Below are 14,306 nucleotides of genomic sequence, written 5' to 3'. Positions count from 1 at the left end.
GAAGACGGCGTCGTGGGGTGGCGGGTTGCGGGTGCCGGGCCGGCCGTCGCGAACACGACAGCGCCCCCGGCGTCGGGACCGGTTCGGTCCGTGGGCCGGGGGCGCCGCGAGGGGTGGTACGGGTCAGCCGCCCGGGTTCGGGGAGGCGCTGCCACCCGGTGCCGGGGACGCCGGGGCGCTGGCACCGGGCGACGGGGACGCCGGGGCGCTCGCCCCCGGGGTCGGGGCGGAGGCGGCCTGCTGGGCCTGTTGGAAGGCGGTGAGGGCCTCGTCCAGCGCCTTCAACGCGCGCCCGTACCGCTCGAAGTCGCCCGAGGTCTGGGCGGCCCGGACCTCCGCGATGGCGGTTTGCACGCGGTTGGCCGCCTCGGCCAGCTCGCCGGTCAGCGGGGGTGCGGTCCCGCCCGGCGGGGTGCCCCCGGGCGGCGGCGGGGTCCCGCCGGCGGGCGGCGGGGTGCCCGGGGTGGCGGCCTGCTTGCCCTGCTCGATGAGCTGCTTGATGCCGTCGGCCACGTTGTTGGCCAGCACCACGTAGGAGCCGCCGTCGCCGTAGGACATCAGCACCCGTTGCAGCAGCGGCGGCGCGTTCTGCGCGGCGGTCTTCACGTAGACCGGCTCGACGTAGAGCATGCCGTCGCCGAACGGCAGGGAGAGCAGGTTGCCGTACTGCACCTGGGCCTGCTGGGACTGGAGCAGGTTGAGCTGCTGCCGGATGTTGGCGTTGTTCGTCATCGACTGGTGCACCTGCACCGGGCCGGAGATCCGGGTCTGGTCGGGCAGGTCGAGCACCTCCAGCCTCGGCTGCCCGTCCACGTACGACCCGGAGATCAGCGCCGCGAGGTTCTCCCGGCCGTTCGGGGTGACCGCCGAGGTGAGCTGGAAGCGCGCCGATTCCTGGCCGGGGAACTGCGTGAAGAGGTAGTAGGGCGGCTGCTTCTGGCCGGTGTCGGGGGCGTCCGGCACGTTCGGCACCTGCCAGAAGTCCGTCTCCGAGTAGAAGGCGCCCGGGTCGGTCACGTGGAACCGGGTCAGCAGGTTGCGCTGCACCTTGAACAGGTCGGCCGGGTAGCGGAAGTGCTCGGCCAGCTCCGCCGGGATCTCCGCCTTCGGCACCACCAGGTCGCCGCCGAACGCCTTGTTCCACGCCTTGAGCACCGGGTCGGTCTCGTCGAACTCGTAGAGCCGGACCGTGCCGTCGTACGCGTCGACGGTGGCCTTCACCGAGTTGCGGATGTAGTTGACGTTCTCCCGGGCGAGCTGGAAGGTGCCCCGCCCGGTCAGCTCGTCGGTGGTCTGCTCCTGGAGGTTGATGCGCTCCGCGTACGGGTAGGTCGCCGCCGTCGTGTAGCCGTCGATGATCCACTGGATCCGACCGTCGACCACGGCCGGGTACGGGTCGCCGTCGAGAGTGAGGAACGGCGCGACCTTCTCCACCCGGTCGCGGGGGTTGCGCACGTAGAGCAGCTTGGAGTTGTCGTTGACCGCGTCGGAGAGCAGGAAGTTCGACTCCTGCTCCTTGATCGCGTAGAGCAGCCGCCGGGTGAACGAGCCGATCTCGACGCCGCCCTCGCCGGTGTAGGTGTAGGACTCGCCGCCCTCGCCGACCGGACGGTCGAACTCGGCCTTCCGCTCCGGGTCGCTCTGGCCGACGATCGCGTAGTCGCTGGCGTCCATCCGCTCGCCGTAGTAGACGCGGGGCTGCTTGGCCGCGATCTGCTCGGTCTGCGAGGCGCACTGCTCGCCCGTCTGCTGGCCCTGCTCCTTCTGCTGCTCCTGCGGGTCGCCGAGGAAACCGGAGACGAAGAAGGGCTGGCCGCCGCAGACCACCCGGTTACCGGGCGCCGCCACCAGCCCGTAGCCGTGGGTGTAGACGGTGTGCCGGTTGATCCAGGTGTTCTGCTGGGGGGTCAGCTGCCGGTAGTTGACCTCGCGGAGGCCGACCACGTAGTCCTGCACCTTGCCGTTGACGCCGTAGCGGTCGACGTCCAGCTTCTCGCCGAAGTCGTAGAACTGCCGGACCTGCTGGCGCTGGGTGTACGTCTCGGAGACCAGTTGCGGGTCGAGCAGCCGGATGTTCGGCACCACGGAGGTGTCCGTGGCGAGGGTCGCCGGCGGCCTCAGGTTGCTCGCCGCGTACGGCGTGGTGGTGGCCGCCTCCAGGCCGAACGCCGCGCGGGTGGCCTTGATGCTGCGCTCGATGTAGGGCGCTTCCTTCTCCTTCGCGCTGGGCTTGACCTCGAAGGTCTGCACGGCCCAGGGGTAGACGCCGCCGATGGCGACGGCGGAGACGCCCAGCAGGGCCAGCGAGATGCCCGGCCAGACGAGGTTGCGCATCCAGGCGTTGGAGAAGACGATGATCGCGATCGCCACCACGATGGAGATGTACGCGAGGATCTCCTTGGCCGGCAGCAACGCGTTGACGTCGGCGTAGCCGGCGCCGTAGACGGGGCCGTTGCCGTACTCCAGCAGCATCGCGCGCCGGTCCAGCACGTACGCGAGCGCCTTCAGCAGGACGAAGACCGCGACGAGCGTGCTCAGGTGGGCCCGGGCGGCATTGGTCATCCGGTCGCCGACGCCCTGGAGCCGGACGCCGCCGAAGATGTAGTGCACGGCGAGCGCGCCGATCACGGAGAGCACCACCGCGGTGAAGCCCACCCCGAGCAGGTAGCGCAGGAACGGCAGCTGGAAGACGTAGAAGCCGACGTCGATGCCGAACTCCGGGTCCTTCACGCCGAAGTCCCCGCCGTTGCGGAAGAGCAGCCACTGGTTCCACCGGCTCTGCGCCGACAGCCCGGCGAAGAGGCCGACCACGGCGGCGACCAGCGCGATCCACAGGCCGAGCCGGGGGCCCAGCAGCATCCGGTAACGCTCCAGGGTGGCCTGCTCGGGCGAGTGCGGGCGCATGCGCGGGCGCAGCCGTTGGGCCAGCCAGAGGTTGCCGCCGACGATCAGCGCCATGCCCAGGCCGACGACGAAGAAGAGCAGCAGCCGGGTCGTCAGCACCCCCGTGAAGACCCCGGTGTAGCGGACCTCGTCGAACCACAGCCAGTCCGTCCACGCCTGGACACCCCAGCCGAGCAGGGTGAAGAGCACGAACACCCCGACCAGGACACCGATCGTGACGCGTCCGCGTCGGCTCATCCTCGGCAGGGGGCTGCTGCTCTTCATGACCACTGTTGGCTCCGCACGCTCGATGTGATCGGCTCCGACCAGGCACCCAGAGTACGGGGTGTTCCTGAACGGGTCGGTCCAAGGTCACAGGGCGTCGCGCCGCGCGGCGGAAGCGTCGACGCACGGGCCGGCCGGTGCGGGCCCGCCACGTACGCCGGGAGCGCCCGCGCGCGTGGTCAGCAGCGGGCCGGCTGGCCCCCGGCGCGCAACGTCTCGAGCGCGGTCAGCGCCTCGTCCAGCGAGCCGACCCGGAGCAGGGGCAGCCCGGGCTGCGGGTTGCGTACGGCCTCGGCGCAGTTCGCCGCCGGCACCAGGAACGCCACCGCGCCGGCGTCCTTCGCGCCCACCAGCTTCTGGGCGATGCCGCCGATCGGGCCGACCTGCCCGGAGTCGTCGATCGTGCCGGTCCCGGCGATGATCTTCCCGCCGGTCAGGTCCTCCGGGGTCAGCTTGTCGACGATGCCGAGAGCGAACATCAGACCGGCGCTCGGCCCGCCGATGTCCTCCAGGTCGATGTTCAGGGTGAACGGGTGCGGCTGCTGCTGCTCGATCTCCACGCCGATGCGGGGCCGGTTGTCCTGCTCCCGGCTGGTGACCTTCGCCGTCGCGGCGACACCGCCGCGGGTGTAGCCGATCTCCAGCGCCGTCCCGGCCGGCTTCGCCCGGATCAGCTCCGTGAGGCGGACGGCCACTGGCACCGGCTGCCCGTCGACCGAGGTCAGCACGTCGCCGGGCTTGAGCACACCGGCCGCCGGGCCGTCGGCGACGACGGTCTTCACGACCACCTGCACCGGGTAGCCCAGCTCGCGCAGCGCCGCGGTCTCCGCGCTGGTCTGCGAGGTCTTGAAGTCCTCCGCGTTGCGCTCCTCGACCTCCTCGCGGCTCTCGCCCGGCGGGTAGACCAGCTCGCGCGGCACGACCGCCTCGTCGTCGGAGAACCAGCCCTGGATGGCGGAGCGCAGCTTGACCGAGGGCTGCACGCCGACCGTGGTCAGCCGCAGCTGCCCGGCGGAGGTGGACGTCTCCCGGCCGGTGATCTGGATGACCTCCTTGCCGTTCTCCTTGCCCAGCGTGTTGACGGTCGGCCCGGGGCCGAGCACCACGTACGGGATGGGCGCGCCGAGCACGCCGATGCTGAGCAGAGCGGTGAGCAGAGCACCGAGCAGGACGGTCACGCCGCGACGTCTCATGCGGCAGAGCGTACCGACCGGGATCGGTGCCTCCGGCGGGTGAATCGCGACTTCGCCCTCAGCGCAACGCCAGCGGCGGCTACCTGGGGCGCGGCGCGCGTACCGTAGACGTCGTGCCTGATATTCCGTTCGGTTTCGCGCTCCCGGGTGGGCAACCACCAGACCCCAACGATCCCGCGCAGATGCAGCAGTTCATGTCGCAGTTGCAGCACCTGCTCTCCGCGTCGGGCAGCGGGCCGGTCAACTGGGACCTGGCCCGGCAGGTGGCCGCCAGTCAGCTCGCCGCCGCGGGCGACCCGGCGGTGTCGCCCTTCGAGCGCAACGCGGTGGAGGAGGCGTTGCGGCTCGCCGACCTGTGGCTGGAGCCGGCCTCCGCCCTGCCCTCGGGGATCCAGACCTCGCTGGCCTGGAACCGCAACGAGTGGATCTACAAGACGCTCGACGTCTGGCGCAAGCTCTGCGACCCGGTGGCCAGCCGGATGGTCGGCGCCATGGGCGACCTGGTGCCGCCGGAGGCGCGCGCCCAGCTCGGCCCGATGCAGTCTATGGTCGCCACCCTCGGTGGCGCGCTCTTCGGCGGCCAGCTCGGCCAGGCGCTCGGCTCGCTCGCCGCGGAGGTGCTCTCCGCCGGCGACATCGGGCTGCCGCTCGGCCCGGCCGGCACGGCCGCGCTGATCCCGGCCAACATCCGGGCGTACGGCGAAGGCTTGGAGCTGCCCGAGGACGAGGTGCGCCTCTACGTGGCCCTGCGCGAGGCGGCCCACCAGCGGCTCTTCCAGCACGTGCCGTGGCTGCGCGGGCACGTGCTCAACGCCGTGGAGATGTACGCCGCCGGCATCCGGGTCAACCGGGAGGCGATCGAGGAGGCGATGGGCCGGGTCGACCCCACCGATCCGGAGTCGATGCAGGCGATCGCGCTGGAGGGCATCTTCACGCCGGAGGACAGCCCGGCGCAGAAGGCGTCCCTGGCCCGGCTGGAGACCGCCCTGGCACTGGTCGAGGGCTGGGTGTGCCACGTGGTGGACAGCGCGGCGAGCGGCCGGCTGCCCAACGTCGTGAGCCTCGGCGAGGCGTTCCGTCGTCGCCGGGCCGCCGGTGGCCCGGCGGAGCAGACCTTCGCGGCGCTGGTCGGCCTGGAACTGCGTCCGCGCCGGCTGCGCGAGGCGGCGGCGCTGTGGGCGGCGCTCACCGAGCACCGGGGCATCTCGGGCCGGGACGCCCTGTGGGGCCACCCCGACCTGCTCCCCTCCGACGACGACTTCGCCGACCCGGTGGCCTTCGCGATGTCCGAGTGGGACCTCGGCGAGTTGGAGAACTTCGACTTCAGCGCGCCGGGCGGCCCGGAGGAGAAGTCCCCGGGCGAGCCGGGGCAGCAGCGGCCTGACGACGGCACCGAGGACGGCGACGCCAGCCGCCCCTGATCGCCTCGACGACGAGGGCCGCCCGACCCACCGGGGTCTGGGCGGCCCTCGTCGCGCGATCCGGCGACCTCGTCGCGCGGTCGGGCAGCCCGTCCGTGGTCCCGCGCGGGTCAGCGGGGCCGAGCCCCGGTCGGCGCTCGGTCAGTGGGACCGGGCGGCGCCGGAGAGCAGGGCGCGGGTGGCCTCCCACCCCTCCACCGCCGGGTCCAGGAAGGCCAGGTCGTCCGGCCCGCGCAGGCGCCGCCAGGCGGGGGTGACCGCGAGGTCGCCGGGTCGCGGCGCCGCCACGCGCACGGCCGCGGGGCGGGCGGTGTCCAGGTCCAGCGGCGGGAGCCAGCCCGGTACGGGCAGTCGCGCGGCCACGCCGAGCAGCCCCGGCGCACCGCCCTCGACCGGCGCGACCGCGACCGGCCGGGTGGTGAGCGGGCGTAGCAGCTTGCCGATGGTCAGGCCCGGCACGTCGGGCGCGTCCCCGGCGATCACCGCCGCCTGGTCGTAGCCGGCGCCGGCGAGGGCGGCGAAGACGGCGTTCGGCGTCGTCTCGGGCACCTCGTACACGGCCGTGTCCGGCCAGATCACCGCGTCGGCCAGCGACCGGTCGGCTGCGGTGACGGCGACGGCCGTCTCCACCTCGTTGAGCGTGGCGAGCAGGTCCACCACGTCCTCGGCGAGCGCGGCCCGCCACTCCACCGGGTCGGTGCCGGGAGGCGCCCAGGCCACCGGTCCGAGTAACGCCACCACCACACGTCGGGCCACGCCCCGACCCTAGCCGGCTGCCCGGACGACGGCCGGACCGACGTCCGGCTGCGCGGGCTGTCCGGCTGCGCGGCTGCGCGGGCTGTCCGGCTGTCCGGGTGTCCGGCTGTTTGCCGCACGACGCGTACAGACGAGTCTTCGCAGATCTTGGTAGGAAACGGCCCCTGGAGGGGCCGTTTCCTACCAAGATCTGCCGTCTCCGCGGAGCGGGCCGACGCCGAGCGGGCCGACGCGGACGGCGTCAGTCCGATGGCGGGGTGCCGGAGGCCGCTGCCACGCCCTCCAGGTAGCCGCGCGCCCGCTCGGTCTTCGGGTAGCGCGCGACGAGCGCCCAGAACCGGGCGTTGTGGCTGGGCACGATGAGGTGCGCGAGCTCGTGCATGAGCACGTAGTCGATCACCCAGTCGGGCATGTCCCGGACGCGGTGCGAGAGGCGGATCGTGCCGTCGTCGGGGGTGCACGACCCCCACCGGCCGTTCTGGTTGGTGACCCAGCGGACGCTCGTCGGTACGGCCTGCGTGCCGTGCTCGGCGAGGTAGAGCTTGATCAGCCGGGTGGCCCGGGCCAGCAGTTCGGCGTCGGACCGGGCGAGGCGCCCCTCCCGGGCGGCGAGCCGGGCGAGCATCCGGTCGACCCACTCGCTCTCCTCGGCACGGGAGAACTGGTCGGGGATCAGGACGACGACCCGCTCACCGTCGCGGTAGGCGGACACCGTGCGTCGCCGACGCTGGCTGCGCCGCACCTCGACGACCGGCTTCCGCGTCCCTGCCATCAGTGGGCCGCGCAGCCTCGGATTCCTGTCACGAAGGAAAGCTAATGCGTACTGACCAGGGGTCCGCAAGGGTCAACACCCCGACAGTCGCCCGGAAAATGGTGATTGGTCGGCAGGAGTCCCAAAAAATCTTTTGCCGGGCCCTCGCAATACACCGCCGTCACCCTTCGTGGCGGCCGATTTCGGCGCGACGGGCCGGGACCTGCGGTTGCCGCCGGCGGGGGCGGGGCGACATCCCCACCGTAGGTGATCTCCGTAGCGCGCGCAGCTCGGGGTGCCCCGCACGGGGCATCTGACCGGGTTCGGTCGGCGTGTCCCCGCCAAACTGACTTATCCGACGTAATTCGCCATGCACACTCTCGACGTCGACTTGCTCACAGTGACGAAGCACAGCTGACATGGAACTGCCCAGACCTGGGTAGGGTCCGCGGACCAGCGGTCACGAGCGTGGCCGTGGGAGAACGACCCAGCGCCGGTGCCCGAGTGGCCCCGCCGCCGGGAACCCCGCCGGGACGGCATCGGCCGGCGGACGAGACGAGGAGGGCACCGTGGCCGACCAGGCCCAGACCTACAACGGTTACTGCGTCAAGTGCAAGGAGAAGCGGGACTTCGAGGGCCGCGTCGAGGTGTCGAAGACCGGAATGAACATGGCCAAGGGCAAGTGTCCGGTCTGCGGCACAACAGTGAACCGCATCCTGGGCAAGGCGAAGGTCTGACCCGTACGGATGCGTCGGAGAGGGCGGCCGTCGGCCGTCCTCTCCGGCATGGCCACACCTGATCCGGGTCGGCCGCCCGGCGGCGGGTTCGCCCCGGGCGACCCGGCCGGGAACACTGTCGGCTCGCCGACACGGTTACCGGCGAGTTGTGGATATCCCCGGATTTCCTGTGGACAGCCCTGGGCAGGGCGCCGCACACCTGTGGACAACGATCGACGGTGAGCACCGACACGGTCACGATTCGTGTCATGCGCCGTGCCACGCTGCCCCGGCCCACGCTGCTGCCGGGCCTCACCAGACTCTGGCGGGACCGCCACACCCTGCAACTCGGCGTCGAGCCCGGCCGCGCCGTACTGCTGGAGATCGCCGATCCCCGGGCCGCCCGCCTGCTCGACCTGCTCGACGGCACCCGTAGCGAACGGGTGGTCCTGGCGCACGCCGTCGCCGCCGACGTGGCGCCGGACGAGGCCCGTACCCTGCTCGACGCGCTGCGCGCCGCGGGCCTGGTCGTACCCGCGCACACCCTGCTGCCGAAGGACCTGGCCGGCCCGCCCCGGGCCCGGCTCACCGCGGAGGCCGGGGCGCTCGCCCTGGCCGCGGCGCGGCTTCCCGGCACCCCCGCCCAGGTGTTGCGCCGGCGGCTGGCCGCCCGGGTGGTGGTCAGCGGCACCGGCCGCCTCGGCGCCCCCGTCGCCCTCGCGCTGGCCCAGGCCGGGGTCGGGCACGTGCACGCCGACCTGGCCGGTCCGGTACGGCCGGCGGACCTGGTCGGCACGGGCATCCCGGCCGCCGCGCTCGGCCACCCGCTCGCCCCGGCGGTACGCGACGCCGTCGAGCGGGCCGCCCCGGGCACGGCCACGGGCCCGCTCCGGCGGGGGCGGGTCGACCTGGTCGTCCAGCTCGGTACGCCCCGGCCGGCCGCCCTGCTCGCCGCCGGCCACGCCCAGCGTCGCCAGCCGCACCTGCTGCTCGGCCTGCGCGAGGGAGTGCCCGTCGTCGGCCCTCTCGTCCGCCCGCCCGCCGGGCCGTGCCTGCACTGCCTCGACCTGCACCGGGCCGACCGGGACCCGGACTGGCCGGCGCTGGCCGCCCAGCTCGCCTCGGACGCCGGTGAGCAGGCGGGCGCCACCGCGACCCTCCTGGCCGCCGGGGCGTACGCGGCGGCCGAGGCGCTGACACAGCTCGACGGGGGCACCCCGGAGACTTTGGGCTGCGCGGTGGAGATCACCGGGGCGGGGCGGTTCCGCCGCCGGACGTGGCCGCCGCACCCCTCCTGCGGATGCTCCCGACGACGCCGGTGACACCCCGGAGAGCGGGGCCGGGCAGCCAGCCCGCCGGCAGAGCAGCCGTGGGACCCCGGAGTCGGTAACAATGGCCGAGTGACCGACATCCCGCGCCGGGCCGTGTCCCGGACCGCCAAGCTCGCCGCTCTGCCGCTCGGCTTCGCCGGTCGGACCGTCCTCGGCATGGGTAAGCGCGTCACCGGGCTCGCCTCCGACGTGATCTCCGCGGAGATCCAGCAACGCACCGCCGAGCAGCTCTTCAGCGTGTTGGGGCAGCTCAAGGGCGGTGCGATGAAGTTCGGCCAGGCGCTGTCGGTCTTCGAGGCCGCCCTGCCCGAGGAGATCGCCGCCCCGTACCGGCAGGCGCTGACGAAGCTCCAGGAGGCCGCGCCGCCGCTGCCGGCGGCCAGCGTGCACAAGGTGCTCGCCGAGCAGCTCGGCCCGGACTGGCGGGACCGGTTCGTGGAGTTCGACGACACCCCCGCAGCGGCGGCCAGCATCGGCCAGGTGCACCGGGCGGTGTGGCGGGAGCCGGGTTACGGCCCCTCGGGCGCGCCGAACACGCGCGACGTGGCGGTCAAGATCCAGTACCCGGGCGCCGGTGACGCCCTGCTCGCCGACCTCAAGCAGCTCTCCCGGCTCGGCGGGATGTTCCGGGCGATCCAGCCCGGACTGGACGTCAAGCCGCTCCTGGCGGAGCTGCGGGAACGGATCACCGAGGAACTCGACTACGAGCTGGAGGCGGAGTCGCAGCGCGCCTTCGCCGCCGCGTACGCGGACGATCCCGAGATCCACATCCCGGCGGTGGTCTCGGCGTCGCCCCGGGTGCTGGTCACCGAGTGGGTCGAGGGCACCCCGCTGGCGGAGATCATCCGCGAGGGCACGGAGGAACAGCGCGACGAGGCCGGCCGGTTGATGGCCATCCTGCACCTGTCCGCGCCGCAGCGGGCCGGGCTACTGCACGCCGACCCGCACCCGGGCAACTTCCGGCTGCTGGCGGACGGCCGCCTCGGGGTGATCGACTTCGGCGCGGTGGCCCGGATGCCGGAGGGCACGCCCGAGCCGATCGGGCGCATCGCCGGGCTGGCGCTGCGGGGCGATGCCGACGGGGTGGTGGCGGGCCTGCGCGCGGAGGGCTTCATCGGCTCCACGGAGGAGATCGACGCCCAGGCGGTGCTCGACTTCCTGCGTCCGATGCTGGAGCCCATCGCCGCCGACGAGTTCCGGTTCACCCGGGCCTGGCTGCGCGCGGAGGCGACGCGGTTGGCCAGCCCCCGGTCCCCCGCCTACCAGTTGAGCCGCCAGCTCAACCTGCCGCCGTCGTACCTGCTCATCCACCGGGTGACGCTCGGCTCGATCGGCGTGCTCTGCCAGCTGGAGGCGAAGGCGCCCTACCGGGGCGTCCTGGAGCGCTGGCTGCCCGGCTTCGCCCCGTCGACCGGGCAGCCCTCGACGGGCGGCTGAGCGACCGTCCCGCACCGGCGGCGGAGTCGGCCGGGCCAGGCTGCGTTCGGGTCGGCCGAGCCTCAGGCGGGGTCGACGGGCGGCGGCCGAGTCGACTCGGCCACGCGACGGCCGCGTCGGCCGGGCGGGTCGGTCCGCGGTGGACACGTCGAGGGGCGGTGGCCGGAATCCGGCCACCGCCCCTCGACATTCGGTGGGGTACTAGAGAACGCCCAGGTCGCGCGCCGCTCGGTTGCGGCTGTTCATGGCGACGGTACGGGCGGAAAGGGTTGCCTCAGTGCTCGCGGTGGTACGACCGGCCTGAGGCCGGCGCATTCGAGCCCGGGACAACGCTTCGTGGAGTAGTTGCATCTCGGCGACTCCGTCAAGAACGTTCAGCATGGTGGTCAGCTCTCTCGTCGCCGGCGTGACACCGGCGTGGGTGGATTGGATCGGGTGCATGTCAGGCCGCCAGCCGGACCGTGGTGCGCGACTCGGACAGCCCACTGGCCGCCAGTCGTGCCTCGGCCTCGACCCGGAGCGCCGCGTCGCGGGCGAGGTCCTCCTTGCGCGGACGGCCACGGGGCCGCTTGCGCGGGACGACCGCGCCACGCTCGAAGATCTCGCCGCCCCAGACGCCCCAGGGCTCGGCCCGCTCCACCGCCCCGGCGAGGCACTCGACGCGCAGCGGGCAGTCCCCGCAGAGCGACTTGGCCAGCTCGAGCTCGGCGGGCGAGTCGGAGAACCACAGGTCGGGGTCGAACTTCCGGCAGGGCAGGTTCGCCTCCACTTCGACGCTCACGTCGAGCGGGGCCAACGCCAGACTCATCGCCCGGTCACCTCTCTCTCACTTCGATCTCGTGGATCGCACTTCCGACGTACTTGGCGGGCAAAAAACTGAGGCCGCGGATCCCGGTAGCGGGTTCCGCGGCCTCGAGGTGAGCCGGTGGTCTGAGGATCAGACCGGTCTACCTCGAGGTGGAACTCCGCGGACGTCCATGTGACGCTTGGCAGCATCGACGCCCTTGCCCGTGAAGCCACTGGTGCCCTGGATTCCGTTCGGCGCGGGGACGAGAATCAGCTCGGCCTGAGCCTCGACCTGGTGCACCTGGGAAACCGACGGTCGCGCAGCGGCGAGGGCCACCCGGACAGCCGACAGCGGAGCGACGACAGCGGGCAGCGCCGCCGGACGCTCGCAGATGTAGACGATCTCCATTGGGGCCACCTCCTCTGACGTTCACTCGTGCCGAAACGGTCTCTACCCCTCATGAGCAGCCGAAATGGCGCCGCTCGCGAGGTGTGCCATGAGGCTATTCCTCGTCACGGGGCGAGGGCAAACGAATTTACGGCGAGATTTCGAAAGTTTTCTCCGGGCAGACGTCGTCGACCGCCGCGCCCGCCACCAGCGCCAGCACCGCCTCCCCGTAGAGGCCGAGCTTGCGGGGCCCGATGCCGGCGATGGCGATCAGCTCCTCCGCCCGGCCGGGGCGCCGCTCCGCGAGCGCCACCAACGTGGCGTCGGTGAAGACCACATAGGCCGGTACCCGCTGCCCGCCGGCCACCCGCTGGCGCCACTCGCGCAGCCGTTCGTGCAGCTCCTCGTCGATGTCCGAGGGGCAGGTGGGGCAGCGACCGAGCTTGCGGTCCGGCCCGGCCAGCAGGGTGGCGCCGCAGATCCGGCAGGAGACGATCTGGGTCCGGCGGCGCTCCGGCCGGCGCGCCGCCGGCGCGGCCCCGGCCCGCTCCGCCCCGCCGGAGCGGTCGAGCTGCGGCAGGAACCGCGAGGGCCGCCGGGCCCGCCCGCCCGGGGAGCGGGCCGAGGCGTACGACAGCCAGAGCCACTCCCGCGCCCGGGTGACGCCGACGTAGAGCAGCCGGCGCTCCTCCTCGACCTGTTCGACGGTCTTGGCGTACGTGGTGGGCAGGGTGCCCTCGGAGAGGCCGACCAGGAAGACCGCGTCCCATTCCAGGCCCTTGGCGGAGTGCAGCGAGGCCAGGGTCACCCCGTCGACCGTCGGCACGTGCTGCGCGGCGGCCCGGCGGGCCAGCTCGTCGTTGAAGTCGGCCAGGGTGACCGGGCGCTCGACCGAGGCGGCGGGCCCGATCGGCAGCACCTGCGGGGTGGCCGCGTACTCCTCGGCGAGCTGCACCAGCGCGGCCAGCGCCTCCCACCGCTCGCGGACGGCGCCGCCGGCCGGGGCCGCGTCGGGGGCCCAGCCGACCGCGGTGAGCGCCTCCACGACGGCGGCGGGCAGCGGGGTCTCCCCGGGGATCGACCGGGTGGCGGCCCGCAGGGCGACCATCGCCTGTCGGACCTCGACCCGCTCGAAGAACCGCTCCGCCCCCTGCACCACGTACGGCACCTGCGCCTCGGTCAGCGCCTTCTCGTACGCCTCGGACTGCGCGTTGGTCCGGAACAGCACGGCGATCTCCTTCGCCGGGGTGCCGGCGTCGACGAGGGCGCGGCAGCGCGCGGCCACGGCGTTGGCCTCGGCCGGCTCGTCGGTGAAGATCCGCAGCTCCGGTTCGGGGCCGGGCGGACGCTGGCCGACCAGTTCGAGTCGCAGTCGCGCCTCGGCGCCCCGCGCCTGGGAGATCACCGCGTTGGCCAGCCCGACGACCTGCGGGGTGGAGCGGTAGTCGCGGACCAGCCGGACCACCGTCGCGCCCCGGTGCCGGCGCGGGAAGTCGACCAGGTAGGACGAGGTGGCCCCGGTGAAGGAGTAGATCGTCTGGCTGGCGTCGCCGACCACGGTGAGGTCGTCCCGCCCGCCCAGCCACGCGTCCAGCAGCCGCTGTTGGAGGGGGTTGACGTCCTGGTACTCGTCGACGACGAAGTGCCGGTACTGGGCGCGGACCTGCTCGGCGACGTCCCGGTGCTCCTCGATGCCCCAGACCGCGGCGCGCAGCATGTCCTCGAAGTCGATCACGCCGTTGGAGCGCTTGAGTCGCTCGTACGCCGCGAAGACCTCGGCGACCCGGGCCGGCTCGTGCGGGGTGTCCCGCATCGCCTTGGCCGCCGCGACGACGTACTCCCCCGGCTCCACCAGCGACGACTTCGCCCACTCGATCTCGCCGGCGAGGTCGCGCGCGGCCGCCCGGTCGGTACGCAGGCCCGCCTTGGCCGCAGCGAGGGTGACCAGCCGGACCTTGCTGTCCAGCAGCTCGGGCATCGCCCGACCCTCCAGCAGCCGGGGCGCGAAGTAGCGCACCTGGCGCAACGCGGCGGCGTGGAACGTCCGCGCCTGGACGCCACCCACCCCGAGCGCGGTGAGCCGGGCCCGCATCTCGGCGGCGGCGCGGGCCGTGAAGGTCACCGCGAGCACGTGCCGGGCGGAGATCTCGCCGGAGAGCGCCCGATGGGCGATCCGGCAGGTGACCGCGCGGGTCTTGCCGGTGCCGGCGCCGGCCAGGATGCAGACCGGACCGGCGGGGGCGGTCACCGCCGAGCGCTGCTCCGGGTCGAGCCCCGCGAGCACGCGTTCGGATGCTGAGTGAACCGCCACAGCGAGGAATTGTCTCAGCTCCGCCGGACGTTGCAGCGATTAGCCTGG

The 14,306-nt window shown here is 73.2% G+C and carries 11 protein-coding genes; 4 read left to right on the top strand and 7 right to left on the bottom strand.

All coding sequences use genetic code 11. The features are described from left to right. Positions 1-123: 123 nt before the first annotated feature. On the bottom strand, positions 124-3,168 hold the full coding sequence (locus tag GA0070610_RS02655) for a UPF0182 family membrane protein (RefSeq protein WP_088998551.1): 3,045 nt from the start codon (positions 3,166-3,168) through the stop codon (positions 124-126). 179 nt (positions 3,169-3,347) lie between these two features. After that, on the bottom strand, positions 3,348-4,361 hold the full coding sequence (locus tag GA0070610_RS02650; protein WP_088998550.1) for a YlbL family protein: 1,014 nt from the start codon (positions 4,359-4,361) through the stop codon (positions 3,348-3,350). Between the two features lie 113 nt (positions 4,362-4,474). On the opposite strand from GA0070610_RS02650, the gene GA0070610_RS02645 reads away from it, so the two are divergent. After that, complete coding sequence (locus GA0070610_RS02645) at positions 4,475-5,782, top strand: zinc-dependent metalloprotease (RefSeq protein ID WP_172896359.1); 1,308 nt, start codon at positions 4,475-4,477, stop codon at positions 5,780-5,782. 141 nt (positions 5,783-5,923) lie between these two features. Here the strand turns inward: GA0070610_RS02645 and GA0070610_RS02640 are convergent, their stop codons facing one another. Together GA0070610_RS02640 and GA0070610_RS02635 are read right to left on the bottom strand one after the other, a co-directional pair. Continuing rightward, positions 5,924-6,538: a hypothetical protein gene (locus GA0070610_RS02640; RefSeq protein ID WP_088998548.1), complete on the bottom strand. Its 615-nt coding sequence runs from the start codon at positions 6,536-6,538 to the stop codon at positions 5,924-5,926. A gap of 241 nt (positions 6,539-6,779) precedes the next feature. Then, complete coding sequence (locus GA0070610_RS02635) at positions 6,780-7,310, bottom strand: M48 metallopeptidase family protein (RefSeq protein WP_088998547.1); 531 nt, start codon at positions 7,308-7,310, stop codon at positions 6,780-6,782. A gap of 548 nt (positions 7,311-7,858) precedes the next feature. Between GA0070610_RS02635 and GA0070610_RS30805 the strand changes: the two genes are divergently transcribed. From GA0070610_RS30805 to GA0070610_RS02625, 3 genes are all read left to right on the top strand, one after another. Continuing rightward, on the top strand, positions 7,859-8,026 hold the full coding sequence (locus GA0070610_RS30805; protein ID WP_012014940.1) for a DUF5679 domain-containing protein: 168 nt from the start codon (positions 7,859-7,861) through the stop codon (positions 8,024-8,026). A 248-nt stretch (positions 8,027-8,274) separates the two neighbouring features. Further along, positions 8,275-9,327, top strand: coding sequence for a TOMM precursor leader peptide-binding protein (locus tag GA0070610_RS02630; RefSeq protein ID WP_089003217.1), 1,053 nt, complete (start codon positions 8,275-8,277; stop codon positions 9,325-9,327). A 78-nt stretch (positions 9,328-9,405) separates the two neighbouring features. After that, a complete protein-coding gene (locus GA0070610_RS02625) occupies positions 9,406-10,773 on the top strand; it encodes an ABC1 kinase family protein (RefSeq protein WP_088998546.1) in 1,368 nt (455 codons plus the stop codon). Positions 10,774-11,215: 442 nt separating this feature from the next. Here the strand turns inward: GA0070610_RS02625 and GA0070610_RS02615 are convergent, their stop codons facing one another. The 3 genes from GA0070610_RS02615 to GA0070610_RS02605 form a co-directional block, all read right to left on the bottom strand. Beyond that, positions 11,216-11,581 (bottom strand): WhiB family transcriptional regulator, encoded by a 366-nt coding sequence (locus GA0070610_RS02615; RefSeq protein WP_088998544.1) that lies wholly within the window; start codon positions 11,579-11,581, stop codon positions 11,216-11,218. A 129-nt stretch (positions 11,582-11,710) separates the two neighbouring features. Continuing rightward, the gene (locus GA0070610_RS02610; protein ID WP_088998543.1) at positions 11,711-11,968 is read right to left on the bottom strand and encodes a hypothetical protein; all 258 of its coding nucleotides are present in this window, start codon (positions 11,966-11,968) and stop codon (positions 11,711-11,713) included. 127 nt (positions 11,969-12,095) lie between these two features. Next, positions 12,096-14,258 (bottom strand): ATP-dependent DNA helicase UvrD2, encoded by a 2,163-nt coding sequence (locus GA0070610_RS02605; RefSeq protein WP_088998542.1) that lies wholly within the window; start codon positions 14,256-14,258, stop codon positions 12,096-12,098. Positions 14,259-14,306 lie beyond the last annotated feature (48 nt).

Source organism: Micromonospora echinofusca (genome assembly GCF_900091445.1).
Lineage (GTDB): Bacteria > Actinomycetota > Actinomycetes > Mycobacteriales > Micromonosporaceae > Micromonospora > Micromonospora echinofusca.
This window is presented reverse-complemented; position numbering and strand designations above follow the sequence as displayed.